Origin of the sequence: Microtetraspora fusca, from assembly GCF_001570365.1 — a bacterium.
Lineage (GTDB): Bacteria > Actinomycetota > Actinomycetes > Streptosporangiales > Streptosporangiaceae > Microtetraspora > Microtetraspora fusca.
Genome location: NZ_BBYK01000061.1, coordinates 1 through 17,168, shown reverse-complemented (window position 1 = coordinate 17,168; position 17,168 = coordinate 1). Strand labels below are relative to the sequence as shown.

Below are 17,168 nucleotides of genomic sequence, written 5' to 3'. Positions count from 1 at the left end.
CGTGTCCCGGCGCGAGAAGAAGGCGGACCCCTGGCGCGACGCCGTGCACAAAGGGTGGGGCCTGATGGCGGGGCACCCGCTGTTCGGGACGCTGCGCGGCTACCTGTACGAGGCCCGGGACGGCGAGCTGCCCAAGGACGCGTGGGCGTACATCACGGCGGGCGGCAGCGTGCACCACCACCCGAAGAAGCGGGCGGACCCGGCCGAGTGGGCCTGGGTCTTCGCCCACTGCCTGCTGCACGCCGGGTTCGGCCACCTCGATCCCCGCTCGGCCGCCGCCGAGGACCTGGGGCCGGACGAGGCCGCGGGATGGAACGGGCCGAAACGCGCGCCTTCGGCCGCGTACCGCGCCGCGTGCTGCCTGGCCGTCGACCGGTTCCTCCACACCCTGAAAATCGGCCGGCCGCCGGAGCCCCTGCCGCATCCGCTCCCGGAGGAGGACGAGCGGACGCTGGCCGCGCGGTGGCACGTCACCGGGGTGCCCGCCGACTACCGGATCACGGGGTTCCCGGACTTCTTCGCCGGGAGTGAGGAGATCGCCGCCCGGCTCGACTTCCCGCGCTCGTTCGCGATCGGCGTGTCGGCCGCCGCGACCCGGGCGATCGAGGTCGCGGGCGGCGCCAGGAGCTCGCTCACCGACGTCGTCAAGAAGCCGTGGGACGTCGCCCTGGGCTGGTTCGTGTCGTCGTACCCGCTGCTGGGCGCGCTCGCGACCGGCATGACGATCGTCGCGGACGCGGACCTGACCCGCGCCTGGAACATCTCGATCGCCGCCGTCAACGCCCAGGCCGCCGAGATCTACGTCAACCCGCTGGTGACGATGACGACGCACGAATGGCGCTTCGTGCTGGCCCACGAGATGCTGCATGCGGCGCTGCGGCACGGCGACCGGGCCGGGTGGCGTGACCCGTACCTGTGGAACGTGGCCTGCGATTACGTCATCAACGGCTGGCTGGTCGAGATGGGCGTCGGGACGATGCCGGAGGGGCTCCTCTACGACCCGTCACTCAAGGGGCTGTCCGGCGAGGCCGTCTACGACCGGATCGCCGGAGACCTACGCCGGATGCGCAAGCTGGCCACCCTGCGCGGGCGCGGGATCGGCGACGTGCTGGGCGAGCCGCTGCCGCGTCCCGGAGCCCCGGGACGGTACGTCGACCTCGACGACTACTACCGGAACGCGCTCGCGAGCGGTCTCGTCTACCACCGCGGCAGCGGCCGCGGCGACGTCCCCGCGGGCCTCGAAGAGGAGATCCGCGCGCTCGACCAGCCCCCGCTGCCGTGGGACGCCGCGCTCGCGCGTTGGTTCGAGGAGCACCTGCCCGCCGTCGAGCGCCGCCGCTCCTACGGCCGGGCCTCGCGGCGGCAGTCGGCCACGCCGGACATCCCGCGCCCCGGCTGGACCCGTCCCGAGGAAGTCGTACGGCAGGCCACCTTCGGCGTCGTACTGGACACGTCCGGCTCGATGGACGCGAAGCTGCTCGGCAAGGCGCTGGGCGCCATCGCCTCCTACGCGGTCGCCAGGGACGTGCCGCGCGCCCGCGTGGTGTTCTGCGACGCCGCGGCGTACGACGCGGGGTATCTCGCGGTCGAGGACATCGCCGCGAAGGTCCGCGTACGGGGCCGGGGCGGCACGGTCCTCCAGCCCGGGATCGACCTGCTGGAGCGGGCGGACGACTTCCCGGCGGACGGGCCGATCCTGGTGATCACCGACGGCGCGTGCGACGTCGTGCGGATCCGCAGGGAGCACGCCTTCCTGATCCCCGCCGGGGCGCACCTCCCGTTCCGCCCGAGAGGGCCGGTCTTCCGGATGACCTGACCACCGGGGGTCGGATACGGGGCCGCGCCATTCTGGACCTCTGGCGGCGCGGGTCGGTGTTCGCCCTGCCAGGGGGTCTTACTGACGTGAGGCCCGCTCACTATGATCCCCTCCATGGCTGAGCAACCGAACGCCGTTCTGTCAGGTCGTGCCGCCGGTGCTCCGGCCCGGGTCGCCGGGCCGTTGCTGGTCCTCTTCTGGGTGTGCTCGGTGGTCCATCTGGTCGCGGGGCTCGCCGGGCTCGGCCTGGTCGACCCGGTGACCAAGGGCCTGCTGATGCCCCTTCTCGCGCTCTGGGTGCTCGCCAGACGCGGCCCCGGGATCATCGTGGCGGCTCTCCTGGCCTCCACCGCGGGAGACATCGCGCTGGAGATCGACGGGATGTTCGTTCCCGGCATGGGGTTCTTCGCCCTCGCGCACATCTGCTACATCACCTTCTTCGTGCGGGAGCGGCCCGCGTTCCGGGCCTCCGCCGCGTCCGATTCCGTGGGCGTGACCGGAACCGGAGGCGACGCGGGGAGCACGGCCGGTGATGGAAGGCACGGGCGTCGACCGGTCCGGTGGTGGATGTCGGTGGCGGCCTACGCGGTGGTGTGGGTGGCCCTCGTCGCCTTCCTCTGGCCCGGGCTCGGCGCGCTCCAGGTTCCGGTCGCCGCGTACTCCCTGCTGCTCACCGCCACCGCCATCACCTCGTCGTGGTACGGACTGCGAGCGGGCGTCGGCGGCGGGTTGTTCTTCCTGTCGGACACGCTCATCGCGTTCGGGATCGCCGACCTCGACTTCCCATACCGGGGGTTCGCCATCATGGCCACGTATATCGTCGGCCAGTATCTCCTCGCCTCCGCCGTCGTACGCCCCCCCGAACCCGGGGTGAGTCCTCGAACGGGCGGTCGGGGAAAGTGCGGGGGCTTCGAGCCGCGTGAGGGCGAGAAGCATCCCGTTTGAGCTGTAGGCGGGAAATCGCATCTCTTGCCTGATTCGACCGGGCAGGGATGATTTCGTGCATGCGCGCCCGTTCGCGAAGGCTCATTCGTCCGCGCCGCCCCGCCGATGGATCCCTGGTGCGAAACCGTGAGTTTCGACTGCTGTGGCTCAGCTTCACGATGTCGGTGGCGGCCGACCAGATCTTCCCGGTCACGGTGACCATCGCGGCCCTGAACTCGGGTGGGACAGCCTCGACCGTGGGCGCGATATTCACCGGCCGGTGGATCGCGCTGATCCTTTTCGCGCTGCTCGGCGGGTTGTGGGCGGACCGGCTGCCTCGCAGGACGGTCATGACCGTCTCCCTGGGCTTCCAGTGCTGCGTGGTCGCCGTCGGGTTGCGCGGCGACGCCCCCGCGCCGCTCCTCGCCGTCCTGGTCTTCCTCGTCGGGGCCGCGGAGGCGTTCCACCGGCCCGCGTACCAGGCGTGCCTGTCGTCCGTCCTCACCCCCGAGCAACGTCCGACGGGCGTCGCGATGGGCGCGGTCTCCTGGCGGATCGGCGCCATCGTCGGGCCGGGGCTCGGCGCGTACGTGGTGACCGTCTGGTCTCCCCGGATCGGGTTCCTCGCCGTGCTGGCGGCCTACCTGCTCGGCCTCCTCCTGCTCCTGCCGCTGCGGGAACCCCCGGTCGCCGCCGCCCCGCGTTCCTCGGCCGCACGAGAGATCGCGGACGGCCTCTCCGAAGTGCTGCGGCGGCCCTGGGTGACCGGAGTCATCATCGCCGTCGCGCTCCAGCTCATGCTCACGGTCGCGCCCACGCAGGTCCTGCTGCCCCTGGTCTCCCGCGACACGTTCGGCGGCGACGCCGTGTACGGCACCGCCCTCGCCCTGCTCTCGGTCGGCGGCCTGGCGGGCGGGGTCGTCAGCATGAAATGGAAACCCGGCCGGGCCGGGCTGACCGGCGTCATCGGGCTCGCGCTGTACGGAGCCGTGCCGCTCGCCCTCATCTGGCCGGTGTCGCCGGAGTTCCTGTACGGCTGCTACATCGTCGCCGGGCTGGGGCTGGAGATCTTCGCCGTGCAGTGGGTCATGAACCTGCAGCGCGAGATCCCTCCGGAGCGGCTCGCCCGCGTCACGTCGGTGGACTGGCTGGCCTCCTCCGTCATGATGCCCCTCGGGCTGGCGCTCACCGGTCCGGTCAGCGCGATGATCGGCCGGTCGGCGCTGCTGGCGATCGGCACGGTCGGCGGATTCACCGTGCCGCTCGCCGCCCTCTTCTTCCGTGGAATGACGCGTTTCCACAGCGACGTCGCTCCGGTCGCCCCGGACGGGGCGGCGGAGGCGACGCCGACATCGCTCAAAGCCCCCTGACGAAGAGCTTGAAATTCGCTGGAAATCACATCTTTCCCTCACGTGGCCGATGATCTAATCTGACATCCGCGCCGACCACTAATTGGTGGGCAATGTCAACCAGGCGTGCGACGAAAAGAGGAAGCTCGTGAGCGAACTCAGGGACCTCGACGAGAACAAGCCTGTGGAAAACACCTCCAGCGAGGGAGCGGTCAAGATCGAGATTCGCAGGCTCGACCGGCTGGAAACCACCGAACGGCTGAGCAACTCCACGGGAAACTGATCCCGCATCGCAGGCGGAGCCACGAGCGGAGGCCTTTCCGGCGCCCGATCGCGGCTCTCCGCGTTTCCCGGACCCCGTACGCCTTTATCTGCCTTTCGGTGCGCCTTTTCCTTTCTTATCCGGCCCTTTGTCGGGCCGCCCGTGTCTTTTTCCGCCTTCTTCGCCGGCGTGCGCGCGGACGGGAAAGGGGAAAGCAGGCGGGTCGCGGCGGGGAAAGCGCATGGAGACGGCGTCCGGGTGGCAAGAGAGCGGTTTCACACCTTTACGGGAGGCCCGATTGCGGTTGCCGAGAATAAAACCCGAGCACGCGGCCCACCGCCTCGACGACGGCCGGATACGCATCGGAGGCGACATCTACGGGCTGGCCCATGAAATCAACGACCCCCACGGCTGGGCGTGGACGGCTCTCGAAGCGATGAACGGCACGCGCACCTGCGCGGACGTCGCCGAGGTGGTGCGCGCGGGCTTCCCGGAACTGACCCGGCACGACGCGGTGGCGATCGTCGCGCAGCTCGTCGGCACCGGCCACATCGAGGACGCGGGAGCGACGGAGGCCCCCGAGCTGAGCAGCCGGGAGCGCGAGCGATACAGCCGGGGCCACGCGTTCTTCCGGTGGGCCGACCTCACCCCGCGCGAGTGCGGCTGGGACGCCCAGCTCAGATTGCGCCGGTCACGAGTGCTCCTGGTCGGTGTCGGCGGCGCGGGCGCGTCGGCCGCGCTGGCCCTGGCCGCCTCCGGCGTGGGCGCCCTGCACCTGATCGACGACGACGTGGTCGAGCTGTCCAACCTCAACCGGCAGCTCATCTTCGCCGAGGACGACATCGGCCGGCCCAAGGTGGAGGTCGCCGTCGAGCGGTTGATGACGCTGAACTCCGACATCGAGGTGTCCGGCGTGTCGGCGCGCGTCCGCGACGAAGGAGACCTGGCCGACCTGCTGCCGGGGTTCGACGTGCTCGCCATGTGCGCCGACGAGCCCAGAGGCGAGGACGGCATCCGCGTCTGGGCCAACCGGGCCTGCTTCGCGGCGGGGGTGCCGTGGGTGGGCGGCGGCTACAGCGGCCCTCTCGTCACCACGGGCGTCTTCGTGCCGGGGCGAGGGGCCTGCTACGAGTGCATGCAACGCATCGAGGACCGAAAACGGACGGACGCCGCGTACCGTCCCGTCGACCTCGGAGGGCCGGGCGCCATCGCCACGTCGGCGGGGCTGTGCGGCAACCTCGTCGCCCAGGGCGTCCTCCGGGTCATCACCGGAGTGCCCCCGATCACCGCCGGCTTCATCCAGGGCACCAACCTCATCGCCCCGCAGCAGCCGATCTACGCCGAGTTCCCGCGAGGTGAAGCGGGGTGCGCCGTATGCACGCGGTGACCGGAGCGTCCCGCGTGCGGCTGCACCCGCTCCGATCGCGCCGCGACGGCGACGACTGGATCGTCGGGCGGGTCGAGACCGGAAACTTCGTGTCCTTTCCGGACATCGGGCAGCGGGTCATCGAGTTGCTGGCCGAGGGCGGGCCCATCGACGCCGTGGCCGCACGCGTCGCCGCCGAGACCGGGACGACCATCGACGTGGCCGACTTCGTCGCGGCTCTGATCGACGTCGGCTTCGTCGCCGAGATCGATGGACGGCCCACCGGCGACACCGGGCGGGAGAGCCCCTCGCTGCCCTGGCTGAAACCGCGCCACGTCCGGTGGACACTGAGGTCAGGGGTGCACATCGGGCTGGTGGCGTTCATCCTTGCCGGCCTGGCCGCCCTCGCCGTACGGCCGGAGATCATGCCGAGCCCGAGCATCATGGCCTGGAGCGAGTTCGGCACCGTCTCGCTGGTCACCCAGATCGCCATCGCCTGGTCCCTGGTCATGCTGCACGAACTCGCCCACCTGTGCACGGCGCGGGCCGCCGGGGTGCCCGGACGGATCACCCTCGGCTCGCGCCTGCAGTTCCTCGTGGTGCAGACGGACGTCTCCGGCGTCTGGGGCGAGGAGAAGCGGGTCCGGATGACCGTCTATCTCGCCGGCATGGCGCTGGACGCCGCCATCGCCGCCGCCGGATTCGTCCTGTTGTGCGTCGTGCCTCCGGAGGAGGGCGCCCACACCGCCCTGTCCATCGTCGTGCTGACGCAGATCGACGCGATGAGCTTCCAACTCCTCATCTTCATGCGTACCGACCTCTACTTCGTGGCCCAGGACCTCGCCGGATGCCGGAACCTGTACGGCGACGGCGTGGCGTACGGGCGCTACCTGATCGCCCGCCTGCTGGGCCGGGACGGCGCGAGCCCGCTGGCCCGGTTCTCACGGCGGGAGCGCTCCGCGGTGCGCCTCTACACGATGCTGCTCGTGCTGGGCACGGCGGTGTGCCTGGCGGTCGCGGCGACGATCGTGGTGCCGGCCCTCGCGGCCATCGCGATGCCCGCGATCGACACCCTGTTGAACGGCGGCGAGGGGGCGGCGATCGTCGACGCTGCGATCGTGGTCACGGTCCTGGCCGGGGTCCAGGGGCTCTGGGCGCGCACGTGGTGGCGCAGGCACGGGCCCAGGATCAGGCGATGGTTCGCGTCGGCCGCCGCGCTCCTTGGGGCTCCCGTCCGGGCCGGTGGCTCTCGCCCGGCTGTGGATGAGCCGGAGTTTTCCACAGAGCGGTGTTCGGTGGAGCCGGGCCGCCGCGCGTGACCGCAGGCTGGGGTCTCCAGGAGCGACAGGAGGCCCTCATGAAGATCACCTATCCCGTCCCGGCCGAGACCACCTCGGTGTTCGTCGTCGCCGCCGATCGGCGGCCGGTCGATCTGGACGCGGTCGTCCCGTGGCGGATGAGCGGGCCGCACCGGAGGGCCGCCTCGCGGGTGATCGGCACGCCCAGGCTCGACCTGCGGGTGTTCCCCGCCGCCCAGTCGCCGTGGCGGCGAACGAGTCTCGGCGACGAGGGGCGTGCCGCGCTCCACGCGGCCCGTCATCACGTCGTGGTCACCGCCACCGCGCCGGTCGCCGAGCAGCCCGAGGCGGTGCAGGTCGCCAGGGCGGTGGCCCGCGGCGTCGCCGACGCCTGTCGCGGTGTGATCGTCGACGTTCTCACCGGTGGCGTCGTGCCGCACCGCACGGGATACCAGGCGGAGCCGGGCGAGTTCCGCCTTGAAGACGACTGGCTCGGCTGGAGCACGGACATCGGCTCCGACGGCTCCTGCCCGCCCTGGGATCCGGCGGGCAGCGGCGCCTGCACCTGCCTCACCGTCGCGACACGCGGGCTCCGGAGGTTCGGGCTGCCCGAGATCACGCTGGAGGGGGCCGCCTGCGCGCACGGTCTCTGCACCGTCTCCGTGCTCCGCACCGTGGCGCGGTCTCTGCTCCCCGGGCATCTCGCGTGGAGCGCCGCGAGCCCCGAGACGAGATGCCGCACGATCGGCGAGCACCTGTGGATAGGCGGCGCCGAGTCCATGCGCGTCTCCGGCGCCGCCGATCCCGGCCGACGACCGTTCCGGGTACGGCTCGGCAGTCGTGCCGACGGCTCCTGCCTCAGCGTCGGCCCGCCGTCCGGCTTCGCCGGAACGCTCAACGACTGGCTTTGCCGCACCCCCGGCTTACTCGCCGCCTGAGCCGTCACCGGCTGGATCGCCTGCGCGACGGCGAGCGGGGCGCAGAGTGAGGAGGGCGCGGGGGTGAGCGGTGTCGTGGGGCAACTGCCGGCGTGGGGAGGAGCCGTCGTTGACCGGCCGGTTGGTCGAGCCGACGTGAGAGCGGGCTGGTCAGAGCCCGGTGCGGTACGCCTCAAGACGGTCGGCCAGTTCCTTCGGGTGGCCGAGCATCGGGCAGTGGTCACCAGGCATTTCGTCCGGTTGGAAACCGAGACGCTCGGCGACGATCCCGCGCATGAACTCGGCCGGGAAGAAGCGGTCGTCGGCGGCCAGCAGGAACCTGGTCGGCACGTCAGGCCAGGAGGCCAGCGGCCACGGCTTGCCGAAAGGGGTGGGCGCCTGCTGCCGCTGGTGCCCGGCTACGAATTCGGCGGCCAGGTCAGCCGGGGTGTCGTGCAGTATGAGGGAGAGCGTGTCCTCCTCTGTGCCGCCCGCGACGCCTCTGCGCCGGTCGGCTTCCTCTCGTGCCGCCCCGTAGCCGGTGTTGCCCCACCATTCGCCCGGCGATTCGCCGGGGGCCGGGATCTGAGCCTGGAGCATCACGAGCAGGTCGGCCGGCACCCGGTCACACACCAGCGGGCCGGTGAACCCACCGAACGAGTGGGCGACGACGACCAGACCGGTGCGCCCGCCGATCGCCTCGACCACCATGTCCGCGTACTCCGCGAGCCCGGCCGACTCGTCATCACACGGCAGGTCCGGTGCCACCACGTCGTGGCCGCGGTCTCGCAGTTCGGCGGAGAGCGGTCCCCAGTACCAGGAATCGACCGCCGCAGCGTGGACCAATACGTACGTCGCCATTGGACTAAATCCTCCCGATTGTCGGTCTATTCGGCCAGCCGGGGCGGGGAGCCGGGCTGTCGGACAACGGCTACGGCCGCCGCTGATCACCGGTTGAGTGAAGACCGAAGATCATGCGGTGGTCGCAGGCCACAGCCTAGACAACGTAAGCGAAGGAAATCGAACGTATGTTGGATCGTGTGAAGCTCGCGTGAGGCGTCGGCGCGCCGGCGCAGGACCAGGGCCGCCCTGGGCAAGACCGGGCGGGACGGCATCGGCCGTCCCGGTGGAGCCGGGGTAAGACCCAGCTCGGGTGGGCGGTCGGCGGTGAAGCGGGAACCCCGGATGCGGGGGATGCCGGACCGTAAGGTCATGGCTGTCTGACCTGTGCGCACATTCGAGCACATTCCAGGCAACGGAACACTGGCCGTCGCTCGTGCGTCTTGTGGATGTGACCTCTTTTGATGCTCTTGACGGAGAAATCCGCGATGCCAGGGAGCGGACCCGTCGCCGGGAGCGGCTGACCCGGCAGCGCGCCACCCTTACCGGGCAGATCGACGAGGTCGCCCGGCTGCTCGCCGAGCTGGAGCGGCAGCTCGCCAAGGAGGATCGGGACGTCGTCAAGCTGGAGCAGGGCGGATTCTTCGCCTCGCTCTTCGGCACCAAGGAGGAGCGGCTCGCCCGCGAGCGCGCCGAGGCGGAAGCCGTACGGCAGCGCGTCCACGGGCAGCGCACCCGGCTGGAGTGGCTGACCGCCGACCTGCGCACCACCGAGGCGAGCCTGGCGGAAGTGGCGAACACCGACGGCGAGCTCATCGGGCTGCTCGCCCGCAAGGAGCGGATGCTGCTCGACTCCGACGACCCGCGTGGCCGGGAGCTGGCCGAGATCGCCGAGCGGCTTGCGCACGTCGAGGTGGATCTGCGCGAGCACGAGGAGGCGCGGCACGCCGGGATGGCGGCGGCCAACGCCGTCGGGCAGGTCCTGCGATCTCTCGGCGGGGCGCGCGGCGCGTCCACCTGGGACGTGTTCGGCGGAGGCGGCATCGCCGACATGGTCGAGCACGGCCATCTCCGGAACGCCGATCAGGCGGCCTGGCAGGCGCAGCGGGCGCTCGACGCGTTCTCCCGTGAGCTGGCCGACGTCGGGGTCACCGCGCACCCCCGGCTCCCCAAGGTGGACACGCGCTGGTTCGCCGACGTGATGTTCGACAACTTCATCGTCGACATGTACAAGCATCAGAAGATCGTGCGGACCGGCCAGGAGGTCCAGGAGGTGGCGCGCTGGATCGACGGCATGCTCGGCCATCTCGGCGCTCGATGTGAGGAACTGGCACGGCAGCGGGACGCCCTCGCCACCCACCGCGAAAACCTGCTCGAAACCTGACAATGATCCCGGCCGACACGGCCATCGCCGGCATCGCGAACGCTCATCGCACGCCCCGGAGCGGAGGGCCGGAAACCGGTGGACTGCGTGTCCGCAGTGTTGGGGCTGACGGTTGTGGTCCGTCAGCCTGGGGAAGCGGAGTGGACGGCGCGCCCAGTGTCGTGCTGAGCGCGCGTGCTCACTTCTCAGCGGTTGCGAGCCCGGTGCCGGGCTCGCGGTACGTGCTCAGTGCGCGTGGTCGTCGTGGTCGTGCTCGTCCTCGTCTTCGAGGATGCCGTCCGACGGCTCGACGCCGAGCATCGCCTCGCGGGGCTCCACATCTCTGACGTGCTCGACCAGGCCGAGGACGTGGTCGGGCTCGATCAGCCACTGGAGGGCCGCCGCACCCGTGTCGTCCGCGTTGACCAGCTCGATCTGCTCCTGGCGCTCGTCGTCGTCAAGCTCGGCGTCCGGATGGCGGATCTCCGCCAGGGCCGCCTCCTGCAACGCCTTCACATCCTGGACCTCGACGACCAGGTCGACCGTCAGGCGGAGGTAGCGTCCGGTATCCGTTTCATCGCTCATGGTGCTTGATCCTACTGGCAGCGGTCAGGGGAGCTTCCACTCGACAGGGGCGGCGCCCTGCTGTACGAGCAGCTCGTTGGCACGGCTGAACGGGCGGGATCCGAAGAAGCCGCTCCGCGCCGAAAGGGGGCTGGGGTGCGCCGACTCGATGCACGGCACCTGGCCGAGCATGGGGCGCAGGTTTCGGGCGTCACGGCCCCACAGGATGGCCACCAGCGGGCCGCCCCGCTCGACGAGGGCGGTGATCGCCCGCTCGGTGACCTGCTCCCAGCCCTTGCCCCGGTGCGAGGCCGGCTTGCCGGGCATCACGGTCAGCACCCTGTTGAGGAGCAGCACTCCCTGCTCGGTCCACGGGGTGAGGTCGCCGTTGCCGGGCTGCGGATAGCCGAGGTCGGCCATGTACTCCTTGTAGATGTTCACCAGGCTGGCGGGCAGCGGGCGGACATCGGCGGCGACGGAGAAGCTCAGGCCGATCGGGTGGCCGGGCGTCGGATAGGGATCCTGGCCGACGATCAGCACGCGGACCTCGTCGAGGGGCTGCTGGAACGCGCGCAGCACGTTGGGCCCGGAGGGGAGATACTGCCGTCCTTCGGCGATCTCCTGCCGGAGGAAGTCACCCATGGCGGAGATCTGCTCCCCGACGGGTTCGAGGGCCGCGGCCCATCCGGCTTCCATGACTTCGTTTAAGGGACGCCCTGCCATGGTGGCGAAGCCTATCTGCTTTTCGGGATCAAGGATGAAGTGTCGGTACAACCGCTCCGGTGAGAAACCTCCCGGCACGGCAGAGGCACGGCAGAGGCACGGCAGAGGTCGGCAGAGGCACAGCAGAGGCACGGCAGAGGCCCGGCGCGCGCCCACCCCTGAAAGGCGCGCGTCCGGGCCGTGCGAGCCGTCCGAGCCGTGGCCGCGGCTCCGAACCTGCACGTCACCGGTCCGGAGCCGCCGCCGTCGCTTCGGGGCCCTACTTCACCGATCCGGCGAGCAGACCCTGGACGAAGTACCGCTGGAAGGCGAAGAAGAGCACCAGCGGGATGATCAGCGACAGGAAGGCGCCGGGCGCGAGGATGTCGACGTTGGTGCCGAACTGTCGCATCTGGGACTGCAGGGCCTTGGTCATCGGCTGGTTGGCGGAGTCGGCGAAGACCAGGGCCACCAGCAGGTCGTTCCACACCCACAGGAACTGGAAGATCCCGAGCGACGCGATCGCCGGCTTGGCCAGCGGGAACACGACCGTCACGAAGATCCGCCACTCCGGTGCGCCGTCCATCCGCGCCGCCTCCAGGAGCTCGCGGGGGATGCCCACGAAGAAGTTGCGCAGCAGGAAAATCGCGAACGGCAGGCCGAACGCCACGTGGAACAGCACCACTCCGAGGATGGAGCCGAAGATGTCCAGCGCGCCGTACAGCTTGGCGATGGGGATCAGGGCGATCTGGACCGGCACCACCAGCAGGCCGATGACCACGAGGAATATGGCGTCCCGGCCGGGGAAGTCGATCCAGGCGAACGCGTACGCCGCCATGGCCGCGATGCCGATGACCAGCACCGTCGCGGGCACGGTGATCAGCACCGTGTTCCAGAACGACGAGGTGAACCCGGAGGCCAGCAGGTTGCTGTAGTTCTCGAAGGTGACCTGGGCCGGCTTGGTGAAGAGGGTCCACCAGCCGGTGGAGTTGTTCTCCTTCTCGCCCCGCAGCGAGACGACCAGCAGGCCGAGCGTCGGGACGAGCCAGAACACCGCGATGAGGACCAGGGCCACCTGGACCAGGCCCCCGCCGATCCGGTCGGCGAGGCGCCCGAGGAGGCCGCGCTCGATCGCGCGCGCGTGCCTCGCCTCGGTCAGGGTTGTCATCGCTCGTCCCTCCTGAACCGCCGGATGTTGAAGATCATGAACGGCAGCACCAGGATCAGCAGGAAGATGGCGAGGGCGCTACCCATGCCCTGGTTGCCGCCGCCGCCGAACGACACGCGCCACATCTCCAGCGCGATCACGTTCGCCTGCGGTTGCACCGAACCCGGCGCGATGATGAACACCAGGTCGAAGACCTTCAACACGTTGATGACCATCGTGACGAAGACCACCAGCAGGACCGGCGCGAGCAGCGGCACCGTGATCCGTCGGAACACCTGCCACTCGGTGGCCCCGTCGATGCGCGCGGCCTCCAGCGCGTCACGCGGGATCGCCGAGAGCCCGGCCGCGATCAGCACCATCGCGAACCCCGCCCAGACCCAGATGTACGCGCCGATGATCGCCGGGGTGATCAGGGTCGGGCCGAGCCAGGTGAGGCCGTTGAACGCCGCCTCGAAGTTCGACTGCGGAAGCCGTACGTCGTAGGAGCCCGCGGGCAGGCCGGAGAAGTAGAAGGTGCCGTCGGCGGCGGTCTCGGTGGTGGCCTTGACCTTGCCGTCCGCCACCGCCTCGACCGTGACCCCGGCGAGGCCCTTCTCCGTGCCGTCGATCTGGTTGACCGTGCCGCCGCCTCCGTGTACGACGTCGAGCCAGACCGTCCCGCTGAGACCGCCCGCGGCCGCGGTCTTGGCCGGCGTGGCGTCCTTGACGGCGTCCGGCTTGAGGCCGACGAGCGGGATCAGGACCTGCTGGCCGGGCTGGACCGGCTGCCGGGTGACGACGTCGCCGTCCTTCAGCACCACGGGGGCCTGGTCGTTCTCGCGGGGACGGGCCCCGGGATAGCCCTGGCTGCTGCTGAAGGTGTCGTGCACCGTGGTGATCACGGCATTGGCGACGCCCTTGTCCGGGTCCTGCTCGTAGACGAGCCGGAAGATGACGCCGGCGGCGAGCAGCGAGACCGCCATCGGCATGAACAGGATGAGCTTGAACGCGGTCGCCCAGCGGATGCGTTCGGTCAGCACCGCGAAGATCAGGCCGAGCACGGTCACGATCAGCGGGGCCACCACGACCCAGATGATGTTGTTCCTGATCGTGGTGAGCGTGCCCGAGTCACTGAAGATCGCGGCGTAGTTCTCCAGGCCCACGAAGCGGTCGCCCGCCGCGTCGAAGAGGCTCCGGAAGATCGAGTAGATGATGGGGTAGATCACCCAGGCGGCCAGCAGCAGGAGCGCCGGGAGCAGGAAGAGCACCGCCATCTTGGGCGACGGGCCGAGCCGCGTCGTGGCCGTGCCGCCGGCGGGGCGGGGGGCCGTCGCGGCGCCGGTGGTGTCGGCGGGGTGGGGGTCGGTCGCGGTGTCGGCACTGGTATCGGCGCCGGTGTCGGTGTCGGTGTCGGTGTCGGTGGCCGGAGGCCGCGCGACGTCGGAGTCAGTCTCTGCCGGTCCGGGGGAGCCCCCGGCGGCGAGTTCGTCGCCGCCGGGGGCCTGCGGGCCGTCCAACCGTTCGGTCACGGCCTTCTCCCCTTACTTGGTGTAGGCCTTGGCGGCGTCCGCCTCGAGCTTCTCCTGGATCCCCTTGATGTCCTTGGGGTTCCGCAGGAAGTCCTGCAGGTGCTTCCACTCGCCCTTGCCGTCCGTGCCGCCGAAGGCGCTCGGCGCGAGGTCCGACATGTCGTAGCGGACCGACTCACCCGAGGAGATGATCGTCTCGGCGAGCTTCTTGGTCAGCTCGTTCGGGTAGTTGTCGGGCGAGACGTTGCGGTTCGGGGAGAGGTAACCCGGCTGCTTGGCCCAGACCTCGCCGCCCTCCTTGGAGGCCAGGAACTCCAGCAGCGCCTGCGCGCCCTTGGAGTCCTTCATGACCACGCCGACGTCGCCGCCGAGCACGACCGGAGCGGTGTCCCCGGCCTTCGGGAACGCCATGATCTTCGCCTCTTCGCCGACCTGGGCGCCCGACTGGCCCACCGAGGCGGCGACGAAGTCGGCCTCGATGACCATCGCGGCCTTCTTCTGGCCGTAGACCTGGGTGACGCAGGTCGGGAAGTCGGTCTGCAGCGCGCCGGACGACCCGCCGAGCATGAAGTCCTTCTTGCCGAAGATCTGGGCCATCTTCTCCAGCGCGGTGGTGACCGACGGGTCCGTCCACGGGATCTCGTGCTTGGCCAGCTTGTCGTAGTTCTCCGGGCCGGCCGAGGACAGGTAGACGTTCTCGAACAGGTCGGTGAGCGTCCATCCGGAGGCGGCGCAGAGCGCGAACGGGGCGGTGCCGGAGTCGGCCAGCGTCTGCGCGGTCTTGCCGATCAGGTCGTCCCAGGTCGTGGCCTCCTGGACGCCCGCGTCGTCGAAGGCCGACTGCCGGTACCAGATCAGGGACTTGTGCGCCGCCTTCACGAGCACGCCGTACACCTTGCCGCCCGCGGAGCCGAGCTCCTTCCAGTACGGCGTGTAGTTCTGGTCGATCTGCGACAGGACTTCGGGGGAGAGCGGCTTGAGCGCGTTCTGGTCGGCGTACTGCTGCACCAGGCCCGGCTGCGGCAGGATCGCCACGTCCGGCGGGTTGCCGCCCTGGATGCGCGGGCCGAGGTAGGCGCCGGTGTCCTCACCCGTGGAGGCGTACGTGACCTTGGCGCCGGTCTTCTCCTCGAACGCCTTGAGGACCTTCTCGAAGCTGGCCTGCTCGTCACCCGTCCACTTCGCCGCGACCTCGACGGTGACGCCGGCGAGGGGCTTGGCCTCCGACGAGGCGGTGCCGCCGCCGGTGGTGGCGGGCTCGGACGGGGAGCTGCTGCACGCGGCCGCTGCGAGGGCGAGGGCGGCGGCCACACCGATCTGGAGCGGGGGGAGTTTCCGCATTGTCTATCCTCCGGTCTGAATGACCTCGCCGAGCTGCTGTTTCAGCTCGGTGACTGTTTCGTCGACGGGTTTGCCGAGGGTGAGCGCGTTGGAAACGGCGCTGGAGATGACCAGGCTGACCTGGTTGTAGTCGGCGGTGACCGGCCTCGGCCGCGCTGAGAGGATCGCCTCCTTGAGCACGGGCAGGTACGGGAACCGCTTGATGAGCTCCGGATCGTCGTACAGATCGGCCCACACCGGGGGGAACGACCCCTGGGCGAGGACCAGCCGCTGACACTCGGGTCCGGTGAAGTAGCGGATGAAGTTGAGGGCCGACTTCTGCCGCTTCGAGTACGCGCTGATGGCGAGGTTCTGCCCGCCCAGCGTGCTGGACCCCGGGCCGGTGCGGCCCGGGAGCCGGGTGACCTGGAACTTGCCGGCCACGGGGGAGTGCGTGGCCGGGCCGTACGCGTGCGGCCAGTTGCGGGTGAAGAGCAACTCTCCGCGCTGGAAGGCGAGCCGCGACTCCTCCTCCTTGTACGCGAGCGCCTCCTGAGGGATCCACCCCTCCTTGAGGCCGTCGACCAGGAAGCTGAGCGCGGTCCGGGCGGTGTCCGGGTCCATCGTCACGGTCCGCGCGTCCGACGAGAGGATCGTCCCGCCGGCCGAGTGGACCGCTTCCGCGAAGTTCACGGTCAGTCCCTCGTACGGCAGGAACTGACCCGCGTATCCACCTATGTCATATTTCTTCCCCAGGCGTTTGGCCTGATCGCGGAGCTCCGCCCAGGTCGTGGGCGGCTTGAGGTGCTCCTTCTTGAGGAGGTCGGACCGGTAGTACAGCAACCCGGCGTTGCTCGTGAACGGCACGGCCCACAGCCGGTCCCGGTAGACGGCGGTGTCCACGACCGGACGCAGCAGCTTGTCCAGGGGGAACTGGCCGCGGTCCAGCGGGACGATCCACCCGGCGTCGGCGAACTCCGCCGTCCAGACCACGTCCAGCCCGAGCACGTCGTAGCGGTCGCTGTGCGCCTGGAGGTTGGCCACCATCTGGGCGCGCTGCTCGTCGGCCGCCTCCGGCAGTTCGAGCAGCGTCACCCGTTCGGCGGGATGGGTCTGGTTCCACCGGTCGAGCAACGGCCGGAGGTACGCGGTCGTGTCCCGGCCGATGACGAGCGTGATCGGACCGGTGCCGCCGGTGCCGTCCCCTTGCTCGGGGCCTGGCTCGCTGCCGAATCCAGAACATCCCGCGAGCAGCAGGGTGGCCAGGAGTAAGCAGCCGCGGCGAACCACGTGACCTCCGGATTAAGTCCGAGTTACATACGTGTTAGGTAGGTGCATGCATGTTATGCATAGCGATAATGTGGGCGTCAACGGGTGTATCCAGTCCGCTCGGTAACGTTCCGGTCACTACGCTCTGGGAGGTGTGCGCGTGCGGCTGCCGCTGCTGGCGCTCCTCGCGAAGGAACCTGCCCACGGCTACGAACTGAAACATGCTCTCGAGAAGACGTTCGGAAGTGCGTACCCGTCGCCGAACATCGGCCAGATCTACGTCACGCTCGGCCGCCTGGAGAAGGACGGCTTCGTCCGCGCCGTGGACGTCGAGCAGTCGAACCGGCCGAACAAGAAGGTCTACTACCTCACGGCCGCCGGCCGCGAGGCGCTGGAGAACTGGGTCGACGAGCCCACGGAGGGCCCGCGGGTCCGGGACGAGTTCTTCATGAAGCTCGTGCTCGCCCCGCTGACGGGCATCGCCGACCGGATGGCGCTGGTC

The 17,168-nt window shown here is 70.1% G+C and carries 16 protein-coding genes; 9 read left to right on the top strand and 7 right to left on the bottom strand.

Going from position 1 to position 17,168, the window contains the following annotated elements; all coding sequences use genetic code 11:
- Position 1: 1 nt before the first annotated feature.
- The 7 genes from AWQ68_RS28555 to AWQ68_RS28530 all read left to right on the top strand — a co-directional run bounded on the left by AWQ68_RS28555 (position 2) and on the right by AWQ68_RS28530 (position 7,953).
- Positions 2-1,816 carry a vWA domain-containing protein gene (locus tag AWQ68_RS28555; RefSeq protein ID WP_066945892.1) on the top strand — a complete coding sequence of 605 codons (1,815 nt, stop codon included), beginning with the start codon at positions 2-4 and terminating at the stop codon, positions 1,814-1,816.
- Between the two features lie 114 nt (positions 1,817-1,930).
- Positions 1,931-2,761: a lysoplasmalogenase gene (locus AWQ68_RS28550; protein ID WP_066945890.1), complete on the top strand. Its 831-nt coding sequence runs from the start codon at positions 1,931-1,933 to the stop codon at positions 2,759-2,761.
- Positions 2,762-2,877: 116 nt separating this feature from the next.
- Positions 2,878-4,110 carry an MFS transporter gene (locus AWQ68_RS28545; RefSeq protein ID WP_066945888.1) on the top strand — a complete coding sequence of 411 codons (1,233 nt, stop codon included), beginning with the start codon at positions 2,878-2,880 and terminating at the stop codon, positions 4,108-4,110.
- A 127-nt stretch (positions 4,111-4,237) separates the two neighbouring features.
- On the top strand, positions 4,238-4,372 hold the full coding sequence (locus tag AWQ68_RS45830) for a hypothetical protein (protein ID WP_281217760.1): 135 nt from the start codon (positions 4,238-4,240) through the stop codon (positions 4,370-4,372).
- 277 nt (positions 4,373-4,649) lie between these two features.
- Positions 4,650-5,738, top strand: a complete 1,089-nt coding sequence (locus AWQ68_RS28540) for a HesA/MoeB/ThiF family protein (RefSeq protein ID WP_066945886.1) — start codon at positions 4,650-4,652, stop codon at positions 5,736-5,738.
- A complete protein-coding gene (locus AWQ68_RS28535) occupies positions 5,717-7,036 on the top strand; it encodes a hypothetical protein (RefSeq protein WP_157545841.1) in 1,320 nt (439 codons plus the stop codon). The genes AWQ68_RS28540 and AWQ68_RS28535 overlap by 22 nt, the downstream gene beginning before the upstream one ends.
- 38 nt (positions 7,037-7,074) lie before the next feature.
- Positions 7,075-7,953 carry a hypothetical protein gene (locus AWQ68_RS28530; protein ID WP_157545839.1) on the top strand — a complete coding sequence of 293 codons (879 nt, stop codon included), beginning with the start codon at positions 7,075-7,077 and terminating at the stop codon, positions 7,951-7,953.
- A 150-nt stretch (positions 7,954-8,103) separates the two neighbouring features.
- Here AWQ68_RS28530 and AWQ68_RS28525 read toward each other — a convergent pair whose 3' ends face one another.
- Complete coding sequence (locus AWQ68_RS28525) at positions 8,104-8,793, bottom strand: alpha/beta fold hydrolase (RefSeq protein WP_066945878.1); 690 nt, start codon at positions 8,791-8,793, stop codon at positions 8,104-8,106.
- A 430-nt stretch (positions 8,794-9,223) separates the two neighbouring features.
- Here AWQ68_RS28525 and AWQ68_RS28520 point away from each other — a divergent pair, with 430 nt between their 5' ends.
- A complete protein-coding gene (locus AWQ68_RS28520; RefSeq protein WP_066945876.1) occupies positions 9,224-10,156 on the top strand; it encodes a hypothetical protein in 933 nt (310 codons plus the stop codon).
- Positions 10,157-10,381: 225 nt separating this feature from the next.
- Here AWQ68_RS28520 and AWQ68_RS28515 read toward each other — a convergent pair whose 3' ends face one another.
- The 6 genes from AWQ68_RS28515 to AWQ68_RS28490 form a co-directional block, all read right to left on the bottom strand.
- Positions 10,382-10,720, bottom strand: coding sequence for a hypothetical protein (locus AWQ68_RS28515; RefSeq protein ID WP_066945873.1), 339 nt, complete (start codon positions 10,718-10,720; stop codon positions 10,382-10,384).
- A 24-nt stretch (positions 10,721-10,744) separates the two neighbouring features.
- On the bottom strand, positions 10,745-11,422 hold the full coding sequence (locus tag AWQ68_RS28510; protein WP_066945872.1) for a uracil-DNA glycosylase: 678 nt from the start codon (positions 11,420-11,422) through the stop codon (positions 10,745-10,747).
- A 259-nt stretch (positions 11,423-11,681) separates the two neighbouring features.
- Positions 11,682-12,569, bottom strand: coding sequence for a carbohydrate ABC transporter permease (locus AWQ68_RS28505; RefSeq protein WP_066945869.1), 888 nt, complete (start codon positions 12,567-12,569; stop codon positions 11,682-11,684).
- Positions 12,566-14,077: an ABC transporter permease gene (locus AWQ68_RS28500; protein ID WP_066945867.1), complete on the bottom strand. Its 1,512-nt coding sequence runs from the start codon at positions 14,075-14,077 to the stop codon at positions 12,566-12,568. The genes AWQ68_RS28505 and AWQ68_RS28500 overlap by 4 nt, the downstream gene beginning before the upstream one ends.
- 12 nt (positions 14,078-14,089) lie before the next feature.
- Positions 14,090-15,418: an ABC transporter substrate-binding protein gene (locus AWQ68_RS28495; RefSeq protein WP_174554161.1), complete on the bottom strand. Its 1,329-nt coding sequence runs from the start codon at positions 15,416-15,418 to the stop codon at positions 14,090-14,092.
- Positions 15,419-15,421: 3 nt separating this feature from the next.
- On the bottom strand, positions 15,422-16,687 hold the full coding sequence (locus tag AWQ68_RS28490; RefSeq protein WP_066945865.1) for an ABC transporter substrate-binding protein: 1,266 nt from the start codon (positions 16,685-16,687) through the stop codon (positions 15,422-15,424).
- Positions 16,688-16,826: 139 nt separating this feature from the next.
- Here AWQ68_RS28490 and AWQ68_RS28485 point away from each other — a divergent pair.
- Positions 16,827-17,168 (top strand): PadR family transcriptional regulator (locus AWQ68_RS28485; protein WP_066945862.1); only part of this gene is annotated, 342 nt, incomplete at its 3' end.

Bases quoted from the DNA above. Each gene is read 5' to 3' on its own strand.
- AWQ68_RS28495 (WP_174554161.1), bottom strand. From the start codon at position 15,418: ATGCGGAAACTCCCCCCGCTCCAGATCGGTGTGGCCGCCGCCCTCGCC.
- AWQ68_RS28530 (WP_157545839.1), top strand. From the start codon at position 7,075: ATGAAGATCACCTATCCCGTCCCGGCCGAGACCACCTCGGTGTTCGTC.
- AWQ68_RS28515 (WP_066945873.1), bottom strand. From the start codon at position 10,720: ATGAGCGATGAAACGGATACCGGACGCTACCTCCGCCTGACGGTCGAC.
- AWQ68_RS28550 (WP_066945890.1), top strand. From the start codon at position 1,931: ATGGCTGAGCAACCGAACGCCGTTCTGTCAGGTCGTGCCGCCGGTGCT.
- AWQ68_RS28510 (WP_066945872.1), bottom strand. From the start codon at position 11,422: ATGGCAGGGCGTCCCTTAAACGAAGTCATGGAAGCCGGATGGGCCGCG.
- AWQ68_RS28505 (WP_066945869.1), bottom strand. From the start codon at position 12,569: ATGACAACCCTGACCGAGGCGAGGCACGCGCGCGCGATCGAGCGCGGC.
- AWQ68_RS28525 (WP_066945878.1), bottom strand. From the start codon at position 8,793: ATGGCGACGTACGTATTGGTCCACGCTGCGGCGGTCGATTCCTGGTAC.